The 17,032-nt window shown below is 36.3% G+C and carries 16 protein-coding genes and 2 tRNA genes; 8 read left to right on the forward strand and 10 right to left on the reverse strand.

What is annotated here, in order from left to right; genetic code table 11:
- A partial coding sequence (locus tag D7004_RS13895) for an ATP-binding protein (RefSeq protein ID WP_167459499.1) occupies positions 1 to 156 on the forward strand: 156 nt, incomplete at its 5' end.
- Positions 157 to 279: 123 nt separating this feature from the next.
- On the opposite strand, the gene D7004_RS13900 is transcribed toward D7004_RS13895, so the two are convergent.
- A complete protein-coding gene (locus D7004_RS13900) occupies positions 280 to 1,221 on the reverse strand; it encodes a lantibiotic dehydratase (protein WP_123206472.1) in 942 nt (313 codons plus the stop codon).
- A 13-nt stretch (positions 1,222 to 1,234) separates the two neighbouring features.
- The gene (locus tag D7004_RS13905) at positions 1,235 to 3,439 is read right to left on the reverse strand and encodes a peptidase domain-containing ABC transporter (protein ID WP_123206473.1); all 2,205 of its coding nucleotides are present in this window, start codon (positions 3,437 to 3,439) and stop codon (positions 1,235 to 1,237) included.
- A gap of 116 nt (positions 3,440 to 3,555) precedes the next feature.
- Here D7004_RS13905 and D7004_RS13910 point away from each other — a divergent pair, with 116 nt between their 5' ends.
- A complete protein-coding gene (locus tag D7004_RS13910) occupies positions 3,556 to 4,011 on the forward strand; it encodes a Fur family transcriptional regulator (protein WP_123206474.1) in 456 nt (151 codons plus the stop codon).
- Positions 4,012 to 4,126: 115 nt separating this feature from the next.
- Here the strand turns inward: D7004_RS13910 and D7004_RS21280 are convergent, their stop codons facing one another.
- A complete protein-coding gene (locus D7004_RS21280; protein WP_123206475.1) occupies positions 4,127 to 4,339 on the reverse strand; it encodes a cysteine peptidase family C39 domain-containing protein in 213 nt (70 codons plus the stop codon).
- 420 nt (positions 4,340 to 4,759) lie between these two features.
- Here D7004_RS21280 and D7004_RS13920 point away from each other — a divergent pair, with 420 nt between their 5' ends.
- Together D7004_RS13920 and D7004_RS13925 are read left to right on the forward strand one after the other, a co-directional pair.
- Entirely contained in the window at positions 4,760 to 5,770 is a 1,011-nt protein-coding gene (locus D7004_RS13920; RefSeq protein WP_167459500.1) for an ATP-binding protein, read from the forward strand.
- A gap of 15 nt (positions 5,771 to 5,785) precedes the next feature.
- Positions 5,786 to 5,992 (forward strand): hypothetical protein, encoded by a 207-nt coding sequence (locus D7004_RS13925; protein ID WP_123206477.1) that lies wholly within the window; start codon positions 5,786 to 5,788, stop codon positions 5,990 to 5,992.
- A gap of 31 nt (positions 5,993 to 6,023) precedes the next feature.
- Here D7004_RS13925 and mobC (D7004_RS13930) read toward each other — a convergent pair whose 3' ends face one another.
- Genes mobC (D7004_RS13930) through mobC (D7004_RS13940) form a run of 3 tightly spaced genes read right to left on the reverse strand, consistent with a single transcriptional unit; the run spans position 6,024 to position 9,719 of the window.
- Complete coding sequence (mobC, locus tag D7004_RS13930) at positions 6,024 to 8,060, reverse strand: conjugal transfer protein MobC (protein ID WP_123206478.1); 2,037 nt, start codon at positions 8,058 to 8,060, stop codon at positions 6,024 to 6,026.
- A gap of 10 nt (positions 8,061 to 8,070) precedes the next feature.
- Complete coding sequence (locus D7004_RS13935; protein ID WP_123206479.1) at positions 8,071 to 9,327, reverse strand: relaxase/mobilization nuclease domain-containing protein; 1,257 nt, start codon at positions 9,325 to 9,327, stop codon at positions 8,071 to 8,073.
- Positions 9,312 to 9,719 carry a plasmid mobilization relaxosome protein MobC gene (gene mobC / locus D7004_RS13940; protein ID WP_123206480.1) on the reverse strand — a complete coding sequence of 136 codons (408 nt, stop codon included), beginning with the start codon at positions 9,717 to 9,719 and terminating at the stop codon, positions 9,312 to 9,314. The genes D7004_RS13935 and mobC (D7004_RS13940) overlap by 16 nt, the downstream gene beginning before the upstream one ends.
- 540 nt (positions 9,720 to 10,259) lie before the next feature.
- On the opposite strand from mobC (D7004_RS13940), the gene D7004_RS20705 reads away from it, so the two are divergent.
- Both D7004_RS20705 and D7004_RS13945 read left to right on the forward strand, forming a co-directional pair.
- On the forward strand, positions 10,260 to 10,424 hold the full coding sequence (locus D7004_RS20705) for a hypothetical protein (RefSeq protein ID WP_167459501.1): 165 nt from the start codon (positions 10,260 to 10,262) through the stop codon (positions 10,422 to 10,424).
- Positions 10,425 to 10,449: 25 nt separating this feature from the next.
- Positions 10,450 to 12,021 carry a recombinase family protein gene (locus tag D7004_RS13945; RefSeq protein ID WP_123206481.1) on the forward strand — a complete coding sequence of 524 codons (1,572 nt, stop codon included), beginning with the start codon at positions 10,450 to 10,452 and terminating at the stop codon, positions 12,019 to 12,021.
- On the opposite strand, the gene D7004_RS13950 is transcribed toward D7004_RS13945, so the two are convergent.
- The 3 genes from D7004_RS13950 to D7004_RS13960 all read right to left on the reverse strand — a co-directional run bounded on the left by D7004_RS13950 (position 11,987) and on the right by D7004_RS13960 (position 12,853).
- Positions 11,987 to 12,070 (reverse strand) — tRNA-Leu (locus tag D7004_RS13950). The two genes, D7004_RS13945 and D7004_RS13950, sit on opposite strands and share 35 nt — an antisense overlap.
- Before the next feature lie 49 nt (positions 12,071 to 12,119).
- Positions 12,120 to 12,192 (reverse strand) — tRNA-Gly (locus D7004_RS13955).
- 181 nt (positions 12,193 to 12,373) lie between these two features.
- Complete coding sequence (locus D7004_RS13960; RefSeq protein ID WP_123206482.1) at positions 12,374 to 12,853, reverse strand: regulatory protein RecX; 480 nt, start codon at positions 12,851 to 12,853, stop codon at positions 12,374 to 12,376.
- A 61-nt stretch (positions 12,854 to 12,914) separates the two neighbouring features.
- Between D7004_RS13960 and D7004_RS13965 the strand changes: the two genes are divergently transcribed.
- Together D7004_RS13965 and D7004_RS13970 are read left to right on the forward strand one after the other, a co-directional pair.
- Entirely contained in the window at positions 12,915 to 15,374 is a 2,460-nt protein-coding gene (locus D7004_RS13965; RefSeq protein ID WP_123206483.1) for a bifunctional UDP-N-acetylmuramoyl-tripeptide:D-alanyl-D-alanine ligase/alanine racemase, read from the forward strand.
- Positions 15,375 to 15,755: 381 nt separating this feature from the next.
- Positions 15,756 to 16,346 carry a DUF502 domain-containing protein gene (locus tag D7004_RS13970; RefSeq protein ID WP_123206484.1) on the forward strand — a complete coding sequence of 197 codons (591 nt, stop codon included), beginning with the start codon at positions 15,756 to 15,758 and terminating at the stop codon, positions 16,344 to 16,346.
- Between the two features lie 15 nt (positions 16,347 to 16,361).
- Here D7004_RS13970 and D7004_RS13975 read toward each other — a convergent pair whose 3' ends face one another.
- Positions 16,362 to 16,856 (reverse strand): hypothetical protein, encoded by a 495-nt coding sequence (locus D7004_RS13975; RefSeq protein ID WP_123206485.1) that lies wholly within the window; start codon positions 16,854 to 16,856, stop codon positions 16,362 to 16,364.
- Positions 16,857 to 17,032 lie beyond the last annotated feature (176 nt).

Genomic DNA, 17,032 nt, shown 5'->3' on the forward strand with positions numbered 1-17,032 from the left:
TCACAAATACCAGTGAAGGAATGGTATGATATAATTGGTGAGAAAACAATAGCAGATGCGGTTCTTGATCGTATCGTTCATCACTCAATAAGAGTTGAATTATTTGGTGAATCTATGAGAAGGAGAAACTCTAAGATTGAAAACGTATTTTTGTAAAATAACAGTTGTTAAACAGGACTTAAAAGATCGATTCTAAAAAGCCTTTTTCCACAACAACTTCTGCTTTTTTCAAGCAACAACTCTGGGGGTCAATTTAAAATTGGCGAAAGGGGGTCAAATTTATTGGTATATGCACTTAAGCGTCAAGAATTTCCCATTAAATTCTTTATCCAAAATAGTTTTCAGGATCTCCGAACTCTTTAAAGTCTGGAAAGATTCCAGATTATGGAAATTCACCAGTAACCTGATATTGTCACCCTCAACCTGAATGGTCGGATTCAAACGAATGCACAATAGTTCATTAATGTCGGGACTCAAAGTAATCAATGTTTTGAGGTAGTTAAAAATTTCGTTGTTCAATCTAACCTTACTGATCACTAGATCATCTGACAGAACGGGGATATGGACGACAGATGATATGGTAGAGACATCGCCGAGTCCCAAACATGTAAACGTACTAAAGGGGGAGGTTTTAAAGTGCATCCTGGTAATGTATCTTAATAAACTAAATTCCTGCCTTAGTTCTCTGGTCTTAAATGCTGTAGAAGGGGTAGATATGAAAGATTTTAGCTGTTCAGACAATATGCTGCTGGATAACCTGATACCTTTTTGCAAAAGCTCCCTGCTCGAGATAATCTGTAATAATGTTCGATGAAAAGTTATTTTTTTTTGATAAGCATTTTCCCATACACCGTTTAGATATGTTCGATCAGTTTTTAGTTCCATGAAGCGGCCGAAGTTTAACTTCTTTTCAGGTAGCAAACTTTCTAAAAATTTCTGCCAATTGCGATCTGATATATTCCGTAAATTGAATATGTCACGCTTAAGATTCAACAGCTCTTTCTTTTCATCAATATTGACCGCGATTTGAATTGCTTCATACAAATATTCGCAGATGACTTCTTTAAGAAGATCTAATTCAGAAACTAATTCGTTATAGTTATCGTAAAGACCTTCCATTTCAGCCCAGCAAAGTTGTTCCAGGGCTTCATGGTGGCCAGAAGCATAACGAATAAAAACGTGCGGGAATATTTTAATTTCCCTATTAACAGGATTTCTCATAAATTATTGGTGCTTATTTTCCTAATTCAAGCTGGTTGTGGATCAAATTGTAATAGGCCGCTTTTTTCATTATCAGTTCTTGATGATTACCTTTTTCAAGGATTACGCCCTTATCCAGTACAACTATTTGGTCAGCATTTTTGACAGTGCTTAATCTGTGGGCCACAACCAAAACGGTTTTACCCTTGAAAAAATGCTGTAAATTTTCAATGATTACTTTTTCGTTGTTTGCATCTAGGGAATTAGTGGCCTCGTCCAGAAAGATATATTGGGGGTTTCGGTAGATCAGGCGTGCAATCAATAATCGTTGAATCTGTCCTTCACTCATTCCGTGACCATCTCTACCTACGACTGTTTCAAAGCCAAAAGGTAGCTCATCGATAAAGGATGAAATGTTGGCCATTTCAGTTGCATATTTCAGCCTATCGTAGTCTATTATCTTATTTCCTATAGTTATATTGTTTGAGATGGTATCGGCAAAAACATGCCCATCCTGCATTACTACGCCACATATTTTTCGCCATTGGTTGGCATGTATTTGGTTGAAATTTTTATTTCCCAAATACACGTTGCCTTTTCCGGGGTGATAAAATTTCAATAACAATTTAATCAAAGTCGTCTTTCCGCTTCCGCTCATTCCCACTATTGCAGTTGTCTTTCCTGCTGGGATTTCCAAAGAAAGATCCTTAAATATGAAGGGTGATCCTGAATCTCCATATTGAAAGGAGATTTTGTGAAGCTTTATGGAAGCCAGACTTGGGCTGAAGTTCTCCCGTTTTTCTACCTCTGCGTCTTCTTCAGGTTCAGCGTATACTTCGTTCATCCTTTTCAGGCTAAACATGGCATTTTGCGCGGTTCGTATGAACTCAGAGAATTGCAAAATAGGGGAGTTTAACTGGCCGGATATGTAGGATATAGATAGCATCATTCCTAGAGTAAGTTCTCCTGAAATCACTTTGGAAGCTGCCAAGTAAATAATAATGATGTTTTTTAGTTCATTAAGCACCTGGTTCCCAGTTTGCAGCCGTTGATCCAATTTTAAGCTAGCTAACCTAATTTTATAAGTGTTTTCCTGTAAACGCTCAAATTGCCCGATTTTTTGTTCTGCGCAATCGGTAAGCTTAATTTCCTGAATTGCGGAAATCGTCTCCATCAGTTGAGATTGGCTTTCAGATGAGTGTACGAAAGTTTTGTAATCAAGGATTTTTCTTTCACCAGCATGGAAAAAAGTCCATAACAACATGAACATGCTTCCAAGCAAAAAAACAAAAAAAACAGATATGCTATAATAAGCCAACACTGTTCCAAATGCCAGAATACTGATAACCGAAAGCAACATATTCACTAAAGAACTTGTAAGAAAGAGCTCTATTTTTTGATTATCCTGCATCCGCTGCATATTATCTCCAAGGCTTCTGGTACCAAAAAATGGTATAGGCAGGCGTACCAGTTTTCCCAGAAAATCTGACAACGCCTTTATGCTAACCCTTGTTCCCAGATGAAACAAAATCCTTGCCCTAATCAGATCCATTAAGATTCTTCCAACAACCAATGCTAACTGTGCTGACACGATGATTTTAAGAAAAGATAGGTCTTTTGTACTTATCCCCCTATCAACAATGCTCTGGGTAAGGAATGGGAGTAAAAGCGTAAGTAAACTTCCAATCAGTAACGTGATAACTACCGTTAATAAATTTCTTCTATATGGAAAAACGAATTTTAACAATATCAGAAGATTTTCTTTCGGCTCTTTAAACTCGTGCTGTTCAAAAAAAGCGGCGGTCGTTTCTAAAAGAATTGCTCTTCCTTTTGATGAGCCGGAAGTAAGTTCCCAATATTCCAGAAACTCTGCCTTTGTGTATCTTGTCCTTCCAATTGCAGGGTCTGCGACATAGATTCTATCCCCGTTTATTCGATAAATCACAACGAAGTGTCTTTTATGCCAATGCAAAATACACGGAAGGTTAATCTTATCCTTTAATACATCGAAAGTCAACTCAACTGGTAACGCTTTGAACCCAAGCTTTTCGGAGGCTTCTTTTAGCCCCGCAAAACTGACACCCTGTTTATTAATAAAGCAATAACGACGCAACTGATTTAAGGAAAAATTTTTACCGTAATATTTTGAAATGATTTTTAGACAGGTTGGACCGCAATCCATGGCGTCTAACTGCTTAAAAAAAGGGAATTTATGAGGACTCTTTAAAAATTGCAACATAGTTGCAATTTACTACTTTTGTTGATATTTTAATCAAAAGGTCATTGGATTGTTCGTCACTTAAGACAAATACAATAGTTTCACCTATTTATGGTATAAATCGTTAATTTTGTTCTATGGATAATGAGTTGGCAGAACTGTTAGGAAAGTATAAATTGAGTAAGACGGAACCACGATTGAAGGTTCTTTCTATTTTAAGGTCTCGTGAAAGTGCTATTTCTCAACCAGAACTTGAAAACTTAATAGGAGGAGAAATTGATAGGGTGACTTTATATAGAACTCTGACTAAATTTGATGAAAAAGGGATCATTCACAAAGTTTTGGATCTTAACGGCACAGCGAATTACGCCTTGTGTAATTCATCTTGTAGTGAAGATACGCACAATGACGAGCACGTCCATTTCAATTGTACTACATGTTTGAATATGTATTGTTTAGAAGCGCTACAAATTCCTCACCTAGTTATGCCCGTGAACTTTGTTCCACATAATGTAAATTTCATCGTGTATGGAGTATGTGAAAAATGCACGTTAAAAGCAAATAAATATATTGAGTCTAAAAATAAGACTTAGGAGTTTTGTAACAAATTGATGATCGCTAGTCATTCTGTTATCGCTAATTACATGCCAGTCTTACAGTGTTTTCTAAAAGGAGGGCTCGTCCTGTTAACTTTCCAGGCGTCCGTTCTTAATATTTTAAGAATTCAGCTTTTGTGTATTTAACTCTGCCAGTAGCAGAATCTACCATATAAATCCTGTAGACATTAATCTTATACAGCATAATAAAGTGTTTTTTATCCCAGTGCAAAATGCTGGGGAAAGAAATTTTCTGATCCAAAGCTTCATAAATTGTTTCTACGGTTAAAGCTTTGAAACCAAATTTTCTGTGACTTCCTTTAATCCGGCAAGCTCACTCCTTGTTTATTTATAAAGCAATAGTGACGAAGCTTGTACAAGGAAAATTTTTCTATCTAAATTTTCAGATTGTTTTCAGACACGTAGGCCCGTATTCCATTGCATCAGACTTAATTGGGTAACTAAAACTATGATACTTCATAAGTAATATGCAACAATGTAACTTAAATACAACAAATTATTTAGCTTTACGGTAAAACAATTCTGCATCCGAGGGATGGAGGAAACATAAGATATTGCGTTACGCCAACTCGTTATAGAAAACTGGTAATTTTTAAGAGTACGAGGAATAAGCGAAACGCTCATGCCAAATGGCGTGGGCTTGCTTGTTTCGTACTCAGGTATACCAGTACCTCTATAACGGATGAGTTTGACCTGCGTCATTTCTTTTTTAGACAAAGCATGTATGAATATCAGCCAACTAATTGATAAAAATTATTATTCCTGTTCCATATTACAAGATATGGAAGGACTGTTTAAATTTCTCAAGGACAGCCTTTATTTGGTCGTCATTGATAAAGAATTAAAGGTTGCAGGAATCGTTAACCAAATTGACCTGATCAACCATCCAACTGGAAGAATAATTGATTTTGACTTTAGCAAACCTTCCGTATCAACAGAAACTTCCATTGTTGATGTCTATAATCTTATGGCTTCGTCTTGTGCTAATTGTTTGCCTGTATATGATAATATGGAATTTATGGGAGTAATTTCTATTAATCATCTATCGCATTACCTGCTTAATCAATATAAAAAACATGACCTGATTTATCAAAGGGCAATCCATGATTTGCGTAATCCCATTTCAAACATTATTGGGTTAAACAGTCTTTTAGAAGATAGTATTCAAGAACCAGAAAACATCGAAATAATAGATCTCACAAAGACTGCTGGAAATCATGCATTGGAGATTTTGAACAAGTTGCTATTTATAGAAAAACATGAAAGTGATCAGTACAAATTAGAAATTACTGATCTGAATTATTTTGTGAGGGAATGTCTAACAGAGTTAAAAGGGATATTGTCAAACAAACAAGTGCAACTATTACTATCGCTATCTAATGAGAAATTTCCTTACCTAATTGATAGAATGCATTTCAAGAGAGCTATTCATAATGTAGTTTCCAATGCAATTAAATTTTCATATCCGAATGGTACCATTTATGGTTTTACACAAATTTCAGGAAATACATTTACTTTAAAAATAGTGGATAGTGGCATAGGAATCCCTTTAGAAAAGCAATTATTTGTCTTTGATCAATTTACTGAATCCTCTCTACCTGGAACAATTGGGGAAAGCTCAACTGGTCTCGGATTATATCTGGCCAAAAACTGTATCGAACGTCTTAAAGGCAAAATATGGTTTGACAGCGTAGAAGGTCAGGGAACGACTTTCTTTGTTGAATTTAAGGCTTAATAGTTTATTTACTTTATGGATACTGCATCAGAAACAGATTATTTTACCGGTTTTGATTACCCTGCCAATGCGCTTTTAAAGTTTAATACATGTGGCGATCTTTTTACTTTTCTTTTAAAAGATGGCACAGTCATTCATTATACAGCAGGTGATACATATTTATTCAAAAAATGGCTTGTGTGTAACGGAATAACGGATATAAGGTTAGAGAAAAACAAATAGAGCTAAAAGTAATTGAAGAGTAAGCCGCAACTTACAGGGATATAGACTGACTTGCTGGCCCTTCGTTAGATGATTGCTCATTATCATCCGCTTTTTGAATTATTGAATTTCGTTTATCTTCCTTGTCACTTATTAAACCAAGTTCCTTGGCGAACAGTTCTTCAATATCTTGTTTGATTCTTTTATAATTTTCTTTAACATCCTCATCGCTCACATTAGCAACAACTGGAATAGGTTTGTATCCGTCTTCCTCGGCCTTAATAGCTGCATGGTCATTTTGTATCTCGCTGTGAAATACTTTAAGTTTAATTTTTTCTTCAGGGTTATCTGCAACAATACCTACAAATTCACCAGAAGATAACGAGGCAATTTTTGAGGCGGGTATGGCATGATCCAACTGTGTAGATTTGGTAGTTGAGGTATCCGAACTGTTTATGCTCATACTCTGCCTATCCTGCATAATTTTACCGAAAGTTTCTGATAACTTTTTTGCAGTATCGCCAGTAACCTGCCCGCTAATGATGTTGCCCACTATACCTGTTATCACGTCAGCCTGTTCTCCTCCATAATCTTTTTTGAGCTGGCTAAAGTCCTGCACAGCAAGTGTGGTGGCGACTTTGTTGCTACGGGCTGTAGCAATTAAACTATCAATATTATTGAAATATATTGTCGGAAACTCATCGAATACTAAGCTGCTTTTCAGCTGATCTTTACGATTAACCAGCTTAATCATACGAGATATGTAAAGTGAAAGAACAGCACCATATACTTGTAATTTTTGTGGATTGTTACCAACGCAAACGATCTTGGGTTGAAGCGGATTATTTACATCGAGCGTAAAATCGTTCCCACTCAACACATAGTAAAGCTGTGGAGAAGAAAGCCGTGCTAATCCAATCTTGGCTGATGCGATTTGGCCTTCTAACTGTTCTTTCGCTTTGTTTTGAAACGCAGAGACAAAAGGATTAATTAGCACTTTGATTTCCTCTTCCTGTTGCAAAACGGCAAATAATGGGTCGTAATCCGCTTGCATCAATTCTATAACATGGGGCAATGTACAATACCTGCCATCCTCATATCTTCGTAAATACCATATAATGGCAGTCAAAAAGTTGATGGGACTTTCTACAAAAAAATCACCTTGTTTTTTTATCCAGTCCCGGTTTAAGCCTAACATAATGGTCCGGCTTGCTTCGGTAGCGTCGGTAATATCTTCCATTCCGGCTGGGTCAAGCGGATTACAACGGTGAGTTCGGGTTAAATCGTCAAAGTTGATGATATAGAATGAAGGCTTAATTTTAAAGTTCTTTTGATATTTTAAAAGCTTGTGGTAAGCAATTTTGGATAGATCGTCATATTTAAAATCATATAAGAACATGGAAAATCCTTTTTTAAGATGCTGGTCAATAATGTGCCTGATGACAAAATAAGACTTGCCCGCTCCAGGAGTTCCGGCAACAAGCATTCCTCTGAATGGATTGATGAAATTTATCCAACTGTGCCTAATCTTGTTCTTCAGCCTGTATTTTGCAGGTAGGTTTATTGAATATTCATTTTCGAGTAGCCGTTCTTCTTGCGGAAAAGTTTCATTATCAGTATTAAAAATGTCTGTATCCATTTTATTTCGGATAAGTCTGGAGAGTAAGCCGCCACCACTTAAAATCAGTAGGTAGCCGATAGAAGTAACACCTGTATAGCAGATGGCAGTGACCGTTGCTTTGACATTCAGATAGAAGCACAATACGCTGATGAAGTATAACAGGAACCCGGTAAGTAGATAGGCTATAATGGTAGTTTTCTGTATCTTCTCATCTTTCTTGCCCTTTACACCAATAAGCGAAATGATAAGGAATAGTAAAGCTGCAAGCTTCGGTTTCACTATGCTGTTAAATAATCCTGTTTTGGCAATGTTGGCTACAATGCGGTCGGTAATTTCTGCCGTCCAGCCCCAGTTTCTAAAGGCTACATAGCAGCACAGGTAAAAATGAATAGCTAATATAAAAATACTGATTAGGCGGGTAAAGTCAATAATCTTTCTTAAACCCTGTATGTCTTCTCCCGTGTTCATAATGATGTGTTTATATGCGTAATCCTTTTTTTCTTCTCTTTTTTCTACCTGGTATTAAAGGCGGATAGTCTTGCTGAGGTTTGCCTAAAAGATCATTTAAATAATTAGTCTGTGTAATCGGTTCGAGGTATGTTTTCGCAGGACTGACCGTTTCAGGTTTCAGATAGCTTGGCCATGGATTTATAGGTTTTAGGTAGGTTTTTACCTGATCGGAATCGCTAAACCGTTCGGTCAATGTCTTTGCGCTATACGCTTTACCCAAATCACTTCCATTAAAAACAGATTTGGTACGGTGATCTATAAAAGTGATTCCATAAATAAAACCTTGTTCGTTCTGCCGCAATACAAGGCCGATGTTATTCATTTTTAGTTCTGCCTGGAAAGTTGGCTTCGTAAACTGATTATACTTTTTAAGTATCTTATCAATGCTTTGCTTTAACTCATCTTTGTAAGGCTTCCTTTTTTCCTCGTTGCGTTCAAATTTCTTTTCAAGATTTCTTAGTGTAGGTTTACAATAAAGTGCGCTGGATTTGATGGGAACGCCAATAGCATTTCCTTTTGTATCCAATATGGAATACATTAAACCTTTCTTTTCAAACATTTGTGTATGCTCTTCTCCGCGGGTAGCTATCACGTTGAATCCTTTTAATACCGCATTAAGTTCTGCAAGGGACGTGAACTTGTAATCTCTGGTAACTGCTGTTATTACATTGCTTAGTGCTCGTTTGGTTGGGAGATGGCCATATTTAACCTTTTCAGGATCAATCGCTTTTATGCCAGGTTCATGTTTGAACTTCCTGCTTTCTGCCCTGATCAGATGAAATTCCTGTTCAATTGCCTTGCGGGCAGGTTCCGATAGTTTTCGGCCAATATCATGAAGGTCCATTCGTTGGGCAGCGGCCGTAATGTTGGTGCTAACAATATGTACATGTAGATGTGCTGAATCATCATGTCGATAAACAAGAAACGGCTGATCGCCAAAACCAATTTTATCCATGTAGGTTGTGGCTATCTGCTGCAATGTTTCTAAAGTTAGCTTTTCACTACTATCAAAGTTTAATGAAATGTGCATGGCATTGGTCTTGACGTTTGGCTTTAGCATGGTTAAATGATTGAAGCGTTGCAATTTATTTTGGAAGGTCATTTTTTCAATATCACCGGCAAAGCCACTCGCTATTATTAATCTTGCCTCTCCAGCAATGACCTTGTTTTCATTATAATGCAACATCCCCCTGATGCTCTTACCTGTACTTATTTTTGCAACCATCTTTCAGCCAGCTTTGAAATGATTACTAAAAGACGGTCTACTTTCTCATCTACCTTTTTATAGAGGTCTGCTACTTTTAGCACATAAAATGCTCTATGTGTTTCCGCTTTATCCTGATTAAAGCTGCGGGTGATTTGATTAATATTGATACCTATTGCCTTAAGTTCTTTTCGTATGATAGCCAGCTCTTCCATAATCGGATTTAGGGTAATGTCTTTATAAAAGCTTTTAATAGGCTGAGATGAAAGGATTCTACGGGCTACCTCTCCAACAGTGCTGCAATCACTTTCTGACTGTTTCTTTTCTAACCGTTTAAATACTTTTTCTGTGACCCTTACAATTATAGGATGAGTTAACAATTGCTCTTGATCTGCTGCTTTTCTTCTTGACATAACGGGCAGTTTACAGAAGTTCAGGATTTGCGAGTTTCGAGCAAATCCACTGACCACAAGGGCAGCAAAGATATTTTTGTATACAAAAATACATCTTTGCTTAGACCAAGCGGGCTACAACGAAGCTCTTTCAGAAAGCTGCCCTGAACTTAGGTTTGTATTAAATGAATGGGATTAATAGGGGCTAACCTTACGGTTTAATATGATCAGATTTATCCTGTCGTTGGAGTTCATCCAATGAAATAAAACCTCTTAGAAGCTGCCGGATTTTTTGGCGGGGATCTGTTCTTATACGTTGGACATTTACTTTTAATCTGCCCTTTACCTGAGCACAAGTTGAATCATTGATATTTTTCCTTTTCATGACTATTCTTATTAATAATCAAAGGTGGCATGTCTGAAATCTGGAAAAACCCATATGGGAAATTTACTTTTTATGATATTCCCATACTAACCAATTTATAGTTGACATATAATTTTCCCATATGGGATTTAAGCTCTTGGTAACATCAGATTATTGCGGTAGAAAGGAGTTATTTTATGTATACAAAACCGCCAGAAATAAGAAATGTTACCCCTGAGAAAGCAGTTAAGATCCTTCAGGAACATGGGACAATTATTACCGTAGAAGAAGCTAAATTAATTTTGGATTTCATGTATAAATTCGCTAAATTAGCTGTTAATCAATACGTTAATAGTAATTAATACTACCCACAATAGAATCAGAGAAATGAAAGTAGCAGATTTATATATTCGTGTAAGCACAGACGAACAGGCTGACAAAGGCTATTCACAAAGAGACCAGGATGAAAGATTACGCAAATATTGTGAACTAAATTCTATTAAGGTTAGAAAGGTTATTTTTGAAGACCATTCTGCCAAAACGTTCATTCGTCCAAGATGGACACAATACTTAGGTGAAATTCGCAAAAATAAAGGAAAAGGTGCTGATTTGGTACTGTTCACTAAATGGGATCGGTTTAGCCGGAACGCGGGTGATGCTTATCAAATGATTGCGGTTTTAATGAAGTTAGGAATTGAACCTCAAGCTGTCGAACAACCGTTAAACCTCGAAATTCCTGAAAACAAAATCATGTTGGCTTTTTATTTAGCTGCCCCAGAGGTTGAAAATGACCGCAGAGCATTAAATGTTAAGCAAGGAATGAGGCGGGCAAGAAAAGAGGGCAGATATATGGGCGTTGCGCCAGTTGGTTTTGATAACAAAACCCGCGAAGATGGCAGCAAATATATTGCTCATAATCCAAAAGAAGCACCATTTATACAGTGGATATTTAACACAATTGCGGATGGTGTTTTTGCTCCTGATCAAATTAGAAAAATGGCTAATGAAAAGGGCTTTATGATTAGCAGGATGAACTTTTATCGTGAGATAAGAAATCCTGTCTATTGTGGTAAAATAGTAGTGAAAAAATATAAAGATGAAGAAGAACAATGGGTAAATGGCTTACACGAGCCTTTGATATCTGAAAAACTATTTTATAAGGTGCAGGACATTTTAAATGGCAGAACAAAGGTAATGAGGGTGCAGGCGGTGAAGATTAACGAAGGTTTACCGCTACAAGGCTTTTTACAATGCGCAACTTGTGACAGGCAACTTACTGGTAGTGCATCCAAAGGAAAGAAAGGAGGCTATTACTATTATTATCACGCTCAAGCTGTTTATGGATGTGGGTGCAGGTATAAAGCCGATGAGGTAAATAAAGCAATCCTAAGTGAGTTGGTTAAGTTTATTCCCATTCCTGGAATGAATGAGTTATATAAGCTTATAGTAATGGATGTCTATAAACAGAGCAGAGGTGGTGCATTTAACGAAAGGAAAGAGATCGTTGAACAAATAGATAAGCTTAATTCCAAATTGGCTAATGCAAGAGAGCTGCTATTTGATGAAAAGCTGGATCATTCTGATTTCTCAATTATGAAAAAAGAATGTGAGGAAAAAATAAAAAGGTTAGAAGCATCGCTCACAGAGGTGAAGGCGCAAAAATCGAACACCATGAGTATCGATAATATGCTTATAAAAGCCATAGAGGCACTTTCCAGACTAAAAGATATATATGAAGAGGGTAATGCTTTGACCAAAAGAGAGGTGCTGGGTTCGATATATCGTGAAAAATTGAGATTTGACGGAAAAGAATATCGAACCCCGAGACTTAACGAAGCGGCACACCTTATATATCAGATTAACAAGAAGTTACGAGTAAATAAAAACGGGAAAGATCGTAAGCCATTACGTCTTTCCCGTGCAGTACTCGGGGCGGGAATCGAACCCGCACGCCTTTGAAAGCACAGGATTTTAAGTCCTGCGTGTCTACCAGTTCCACCACCCGAGCAGGCGATTAACCTTTAAAATAAATGCCTTCCGGTAGGAAAGGCATTTAGAGCGAAAGACGAGATTCGAACTCGCGACCCCGACCTTGGCAAGGTCGTGCTCTACCAACTGAGCTACTTTCGCATAAACGTGTTACCGTTTGTTTTTGGTGATGCAAATATAGTGAGATTTGTAATTCTGTCAAGAACTTTTTAATAATATTTTTTTAAAACCGTATAAATGGCTGTTTATCATAGAAATAAATTTTATAAATCTAATTAAGATATCATTAAATGTTGGTTAATTTAACAGAATGGCACAAAATCTAATCGGTTTTTAATACTTCATAAATCAAATCTCTTTCAAAACCTTTTCCTTGAAGATACGTAACCAACTTGTATTTTCGCTTTATTTTATCTTTTTCGGTTAAGCTTTCTTCTTTTTTGATGGCAAGTTGGCGTAAAGTCTGTTCATAATCTTCATCATCTAAACTATATAAAGCCTTTTGCAAAATTCTATCGGGCACACCTTTTAATTTTAATCCTTGTTTAATTTTTATTCGTCCCCATTTTTTGATATTGAATTTGCCAGAGGCGTATGATTTGGCAAAACGTTCTTCATTAAGGAAATTATTAACTATTAAATCACTTAAAATTTCTTCCAGTTCATCTCCACGAATTCCCCATTCTACCAGTTTATATCGAACTTCCTTTTGAGAGCGCTCCTGGTAAACACAAAAACTTTCGGCTTTTGCCAAAGCTTGCTTTTTATCTAATATTCTTGGTTCACCGTTGCCGCTTTTCATAATTAAATACTGAAATTCGTAAAAATAAAAACGATTACCGTATTTTTTCGAAACTAAAACAATGCCGAAACCAATCTATACCATTTCCATAATTGCCGAAATACTAAGTGCCGAAGCCAAATTAGTTGATGGACAAAATGTTATCGAATATTTGGTTATAGATAGCCGCTCAGTTTTGGTGCCAGAAAATTCTTTGTTTTTTGCTTTGAATTCGCATCGCGATGGACATGAATTTATAAAAGATGCTTATACAAAGGGCATCAGAAATTTTATTATCACTGAAAAAAAATACGCTGAAGATCATCCTGATTGCAATTTCTTATTGGTAAAGGATGCTTTAAAAGCCTTACAGAGTTTGGCCACTTATCATCGCAATCAGTTTGATTTAAAAGTTATCGGAATAACAGGAAGTAACGGCAAAACCATTGTGAAAGAATGGTTATATCAGCTTTTGGCAACGGATTTTGATATTGTTCGCAGTCCGAAAAGTTACAACTCACAAATTGGTGTACCGCTATCTGTTTGGCAAATTGATGCAGATAATTCTTTAGGAATTTTCGAAGCTGGTATTTCTGCTGCTAACGAAATGGAAACCATTGCAACCATTATACAACCAGAAATTGGCATTTTAACCAACATAGGCGAAGCACATGCAGAGGGGTTTAGTTCAAAAAAAGAAAAGTTAATAGAAAAGTTAAAGCTTTTTAAAAACACAGATTTGTTTATTTATTCGCCAGATTATATAAGCGAAATTGAACTTAAAGATTTACCAGGCAACAAAAAATTTAGCTGGAGTGGCATACAGGCTGCCGATTTACGCATTATCGAAGTCGAAAATATTCAGGAACATTGCCATATAAAGGCGATTTATTTGGATAAGGAAATTGAATGTACACTGCCTTTTGTTGATAAAGCGTCTATTGAAGATGGTATTATTTGCTGGGCAACTTTGCTTGCTTTGGGCTACACGCCAGAGGAGGTTGCTTTACGAATCAAAAAACTAAGTCATGTTACGATGCGCCTGGAACTCAAAAACGGCATTAATCAGTGCTCTGTTATTGATGATTCTTACAGTGCAGATATTTCTTCGTTAGCTATAGCTTTGGATTTTTTGAATCAGCAAAACCAACATCCTAAAAAAACAGTAATCCTATCCGAATTATTTGAAACTGGTAAAAATGATGCGGATCTATATGCTGAAATTGCAGGTTTGCTAAAGCAAAAGAATGTAAATCGACTAATAGGTATCGGAACACATATTTCGAAGTTTGCCAGCTTATTTAAGTTAGAAACGCAATTTTTTGATGATACTGATGCGTTTATTGAAGGTTTTGTTGGTTTATCATTTAGCCACGAAACAATATTAGTGAAAGGTGCCAGGCGTTTTGAATTTGGCAGAATCAGCAAATTATTAACTCAAAAAATTCATGATACGGTTTTAGAAATCGACCTCAATGCAATGGTTGGCAATCTGCAATTCTATCGCTCTAAGGTTAAACCAGGCGTTAAAATTATGGCCATGGTTAAGGCTTTTTCTTATGGGAGTGGAAGTTTTGAAATCGCCAATTTGTTACAATTTCATAAGGTTGATTATTTGGCAGTAGCTTACGCAGATGAAGGTATCGCTTTGCGAAAAGCAGGAATAACTTTGCCGATAATGGTAATGAGCCCTGAAGAATCAGCTTTTGATGCCATTATTGAGCATCATTTAGAACCTGAAATTTACAGCATCGAAATTTTAAATAGCTTTTTGAATGTGGTTTCCAATTATGATTTCATCTATCCAATCCACATTAAAATCGATAGCGGAATGCATCGTTTGGGATTTGATGGGTCAGAAATCGATAATCTTTCTGCTATTCTTAAAGACAATCAACAAGTAAAAGTTCAAAGTATATTCTCGCATTTGGTTGCCAGTAGTGAGGTGGAACATGATGGTTTCACGAAACATCAGATTGAAGAATTTGGTAAAATCTCTGCAGAATTAATTCAGGTTTTGGGTTATAAACCACTGCTGCATATTGCAAATACTTCGGGTATTAGCAGGTGGGCAGAAGGCCAAATGGATATGGTTCGTTTAGGAATTGGTTTGTATGGTTTTGATTCAGCTTTAATTAATAACCGCGGATTGCAAACCACAATGGTGCTTAAAACTACCGTAACGCAAGTTAAAACATTAAAAGCCGGCGAAACTGTTGGCTACAGCAGGCGAGGTGTTATGCCAAATGGAGGTAAAATTGCGACTGTAAAAATCGGTTACGCCGATGGTTACAGTCGGGCTTTTGGAAATGGAGTAGGGGAAATGCTCATCAACGGACATTTAGTTCCAACAATCGGTTCTATATGTATGGATATGACGATGCTTGACGTGAGCGGCATTGAAGTGAAAGCTGGCGATGAGGCAATCGTTTTCAACCAGGAACATAATATCATGGAGCTTGCAAAACAAATCAACACCATTCCCTATGAAATTTTAACCAATATTTCGCAAAGGGTTAAGCGGGTTTATTTTTATGAGTAAAATGGTTTATTAGTCATTGGTCATTAGTTCATTGGTCTGGGTGCAGATACGCCATGCTAAATAAAAACCAGTAAATAATAGACTAAAACATATTCAATTTGGGCACTAGATAAATATATACACCATGCTAACTAATGACTAGTAAACCAATGACTAATGAACCAATAAACATATTCAATTTGGACACTAAATAGATATTCACCATGCTAACTAATGACTAGTGAACCAATGACTAATGAACCAATAAACATAGTTCAATTTGGGCACTAGATAAATATACACCATGCTAACTAATGACTAGTGAACCAATGGCTAATGAACCAATTGACGAATGAACCAACAAACTACCAACTATTGAACATTTTTGAATAAATTCGCAGCATGAATAAAGTCGGGAAAGCTATTTTAAACTATTTGATTAAAGGTTTATTACTTGTTGTGCCCATTGCTGTAAGTATTTTTATTGTGGTTTGGGCAGTTACAACTGTTGATAGCTGGTTGAATGTAAACAATATTTTAGGAGTTAATCCACGCACAGGCGAAAGCAGAAACATACCTGGTTTTGGTTTGCTCACTGTTTTAACTATAATTTTATTAGCCGGAATCTTCGTAACCAATTTGGTTACCGAACCAATGTACAATTGGTTCCAGCGAATGATGAAGCGCTTACCGTTGCTCAATTTCATTTACACATCAATTAAAGATTTAACAGAGGCCTTCGTTGGGGATGAGAAAAAATTTAATCATCCGGTTATGGTAGAAGTAGAAGGAGGGATGAAAAAAATTGGTTTTCTTACGCAAAATGATTTGCACAAACTTGATTTACCAGATGAAGTTGCAGTTTATTTTCCTTTATCCTATTCCTTTGCTGGTCAGCTTTGTATTGTAAAAAGGGATAAAGTTAAAGATTTAAAAATGAGCGCTGCCGAGGCGATGAAATTGGTGGTAAGTGGTGGAGTTAGTGGTTTGTAGAAAATTGAATCACTTTTAAAAAAAACTTCGTCCTGTAAACAAAACGAACGTTAAAATCACAAAAGCAAAAAGTATTCTGGTATAATATTCTCTGATAAATAGTCCGGTCAATATCAGTAAATCATCATCGATATTGCTATGAATCAAACCATTTCCTGTAGAAGAATTGTAAATCACTTGTTTGTCTTTGTGGTTGTTTATTGTCCAACGGCTTAACCAGCTATTTTGAAAACTCCAATCAAATTTTTCGCCTGAAGTAAAAAATATTTGTGCTTTAAAGCCCAACCAATCATAACGAATCACAGCCAGAACTTCATTTTTATTATTCAATATTTTTGTTTCAGGATTGGAATATCCTTCACTTTTTAAAAGGTAAATTCCTTGCTGAGTGGTTGCAATTGCAGAATTTTTAAGAGAACTAAAATTGATAGAAAATTTCAGCAACGCATTGCCAAATACCTGATAATTACTATCAAATAAGCCTTTTCTCCAATTTAATGTTTGCTCCATATTTTAAAAATTATCTTTTAGTTCCCTTTGAACTTGTAATAAACAAAAAAGAGCGGTTTTGTTTTGTAAATGTTAGAGTTAAGGATTGGTAACATGTTACAATGAATAACTACGCAACAAAAAAAGCGCCTGTATAAACAAGCGCTTTCTTTAAAGTTATAAAATTTTGAATTATT

It is taken from the genome of Pedobacter jejuensis, assembly GCF_003725795.1.
In the GTDB taxonomy this organism is placed as follows: Bacteria; Bacteroidota; Bacteroidia; order Sphingobacteriales; family Sphingobacteriaceae; genus Pedobacter; species Pedobacter jejuensis.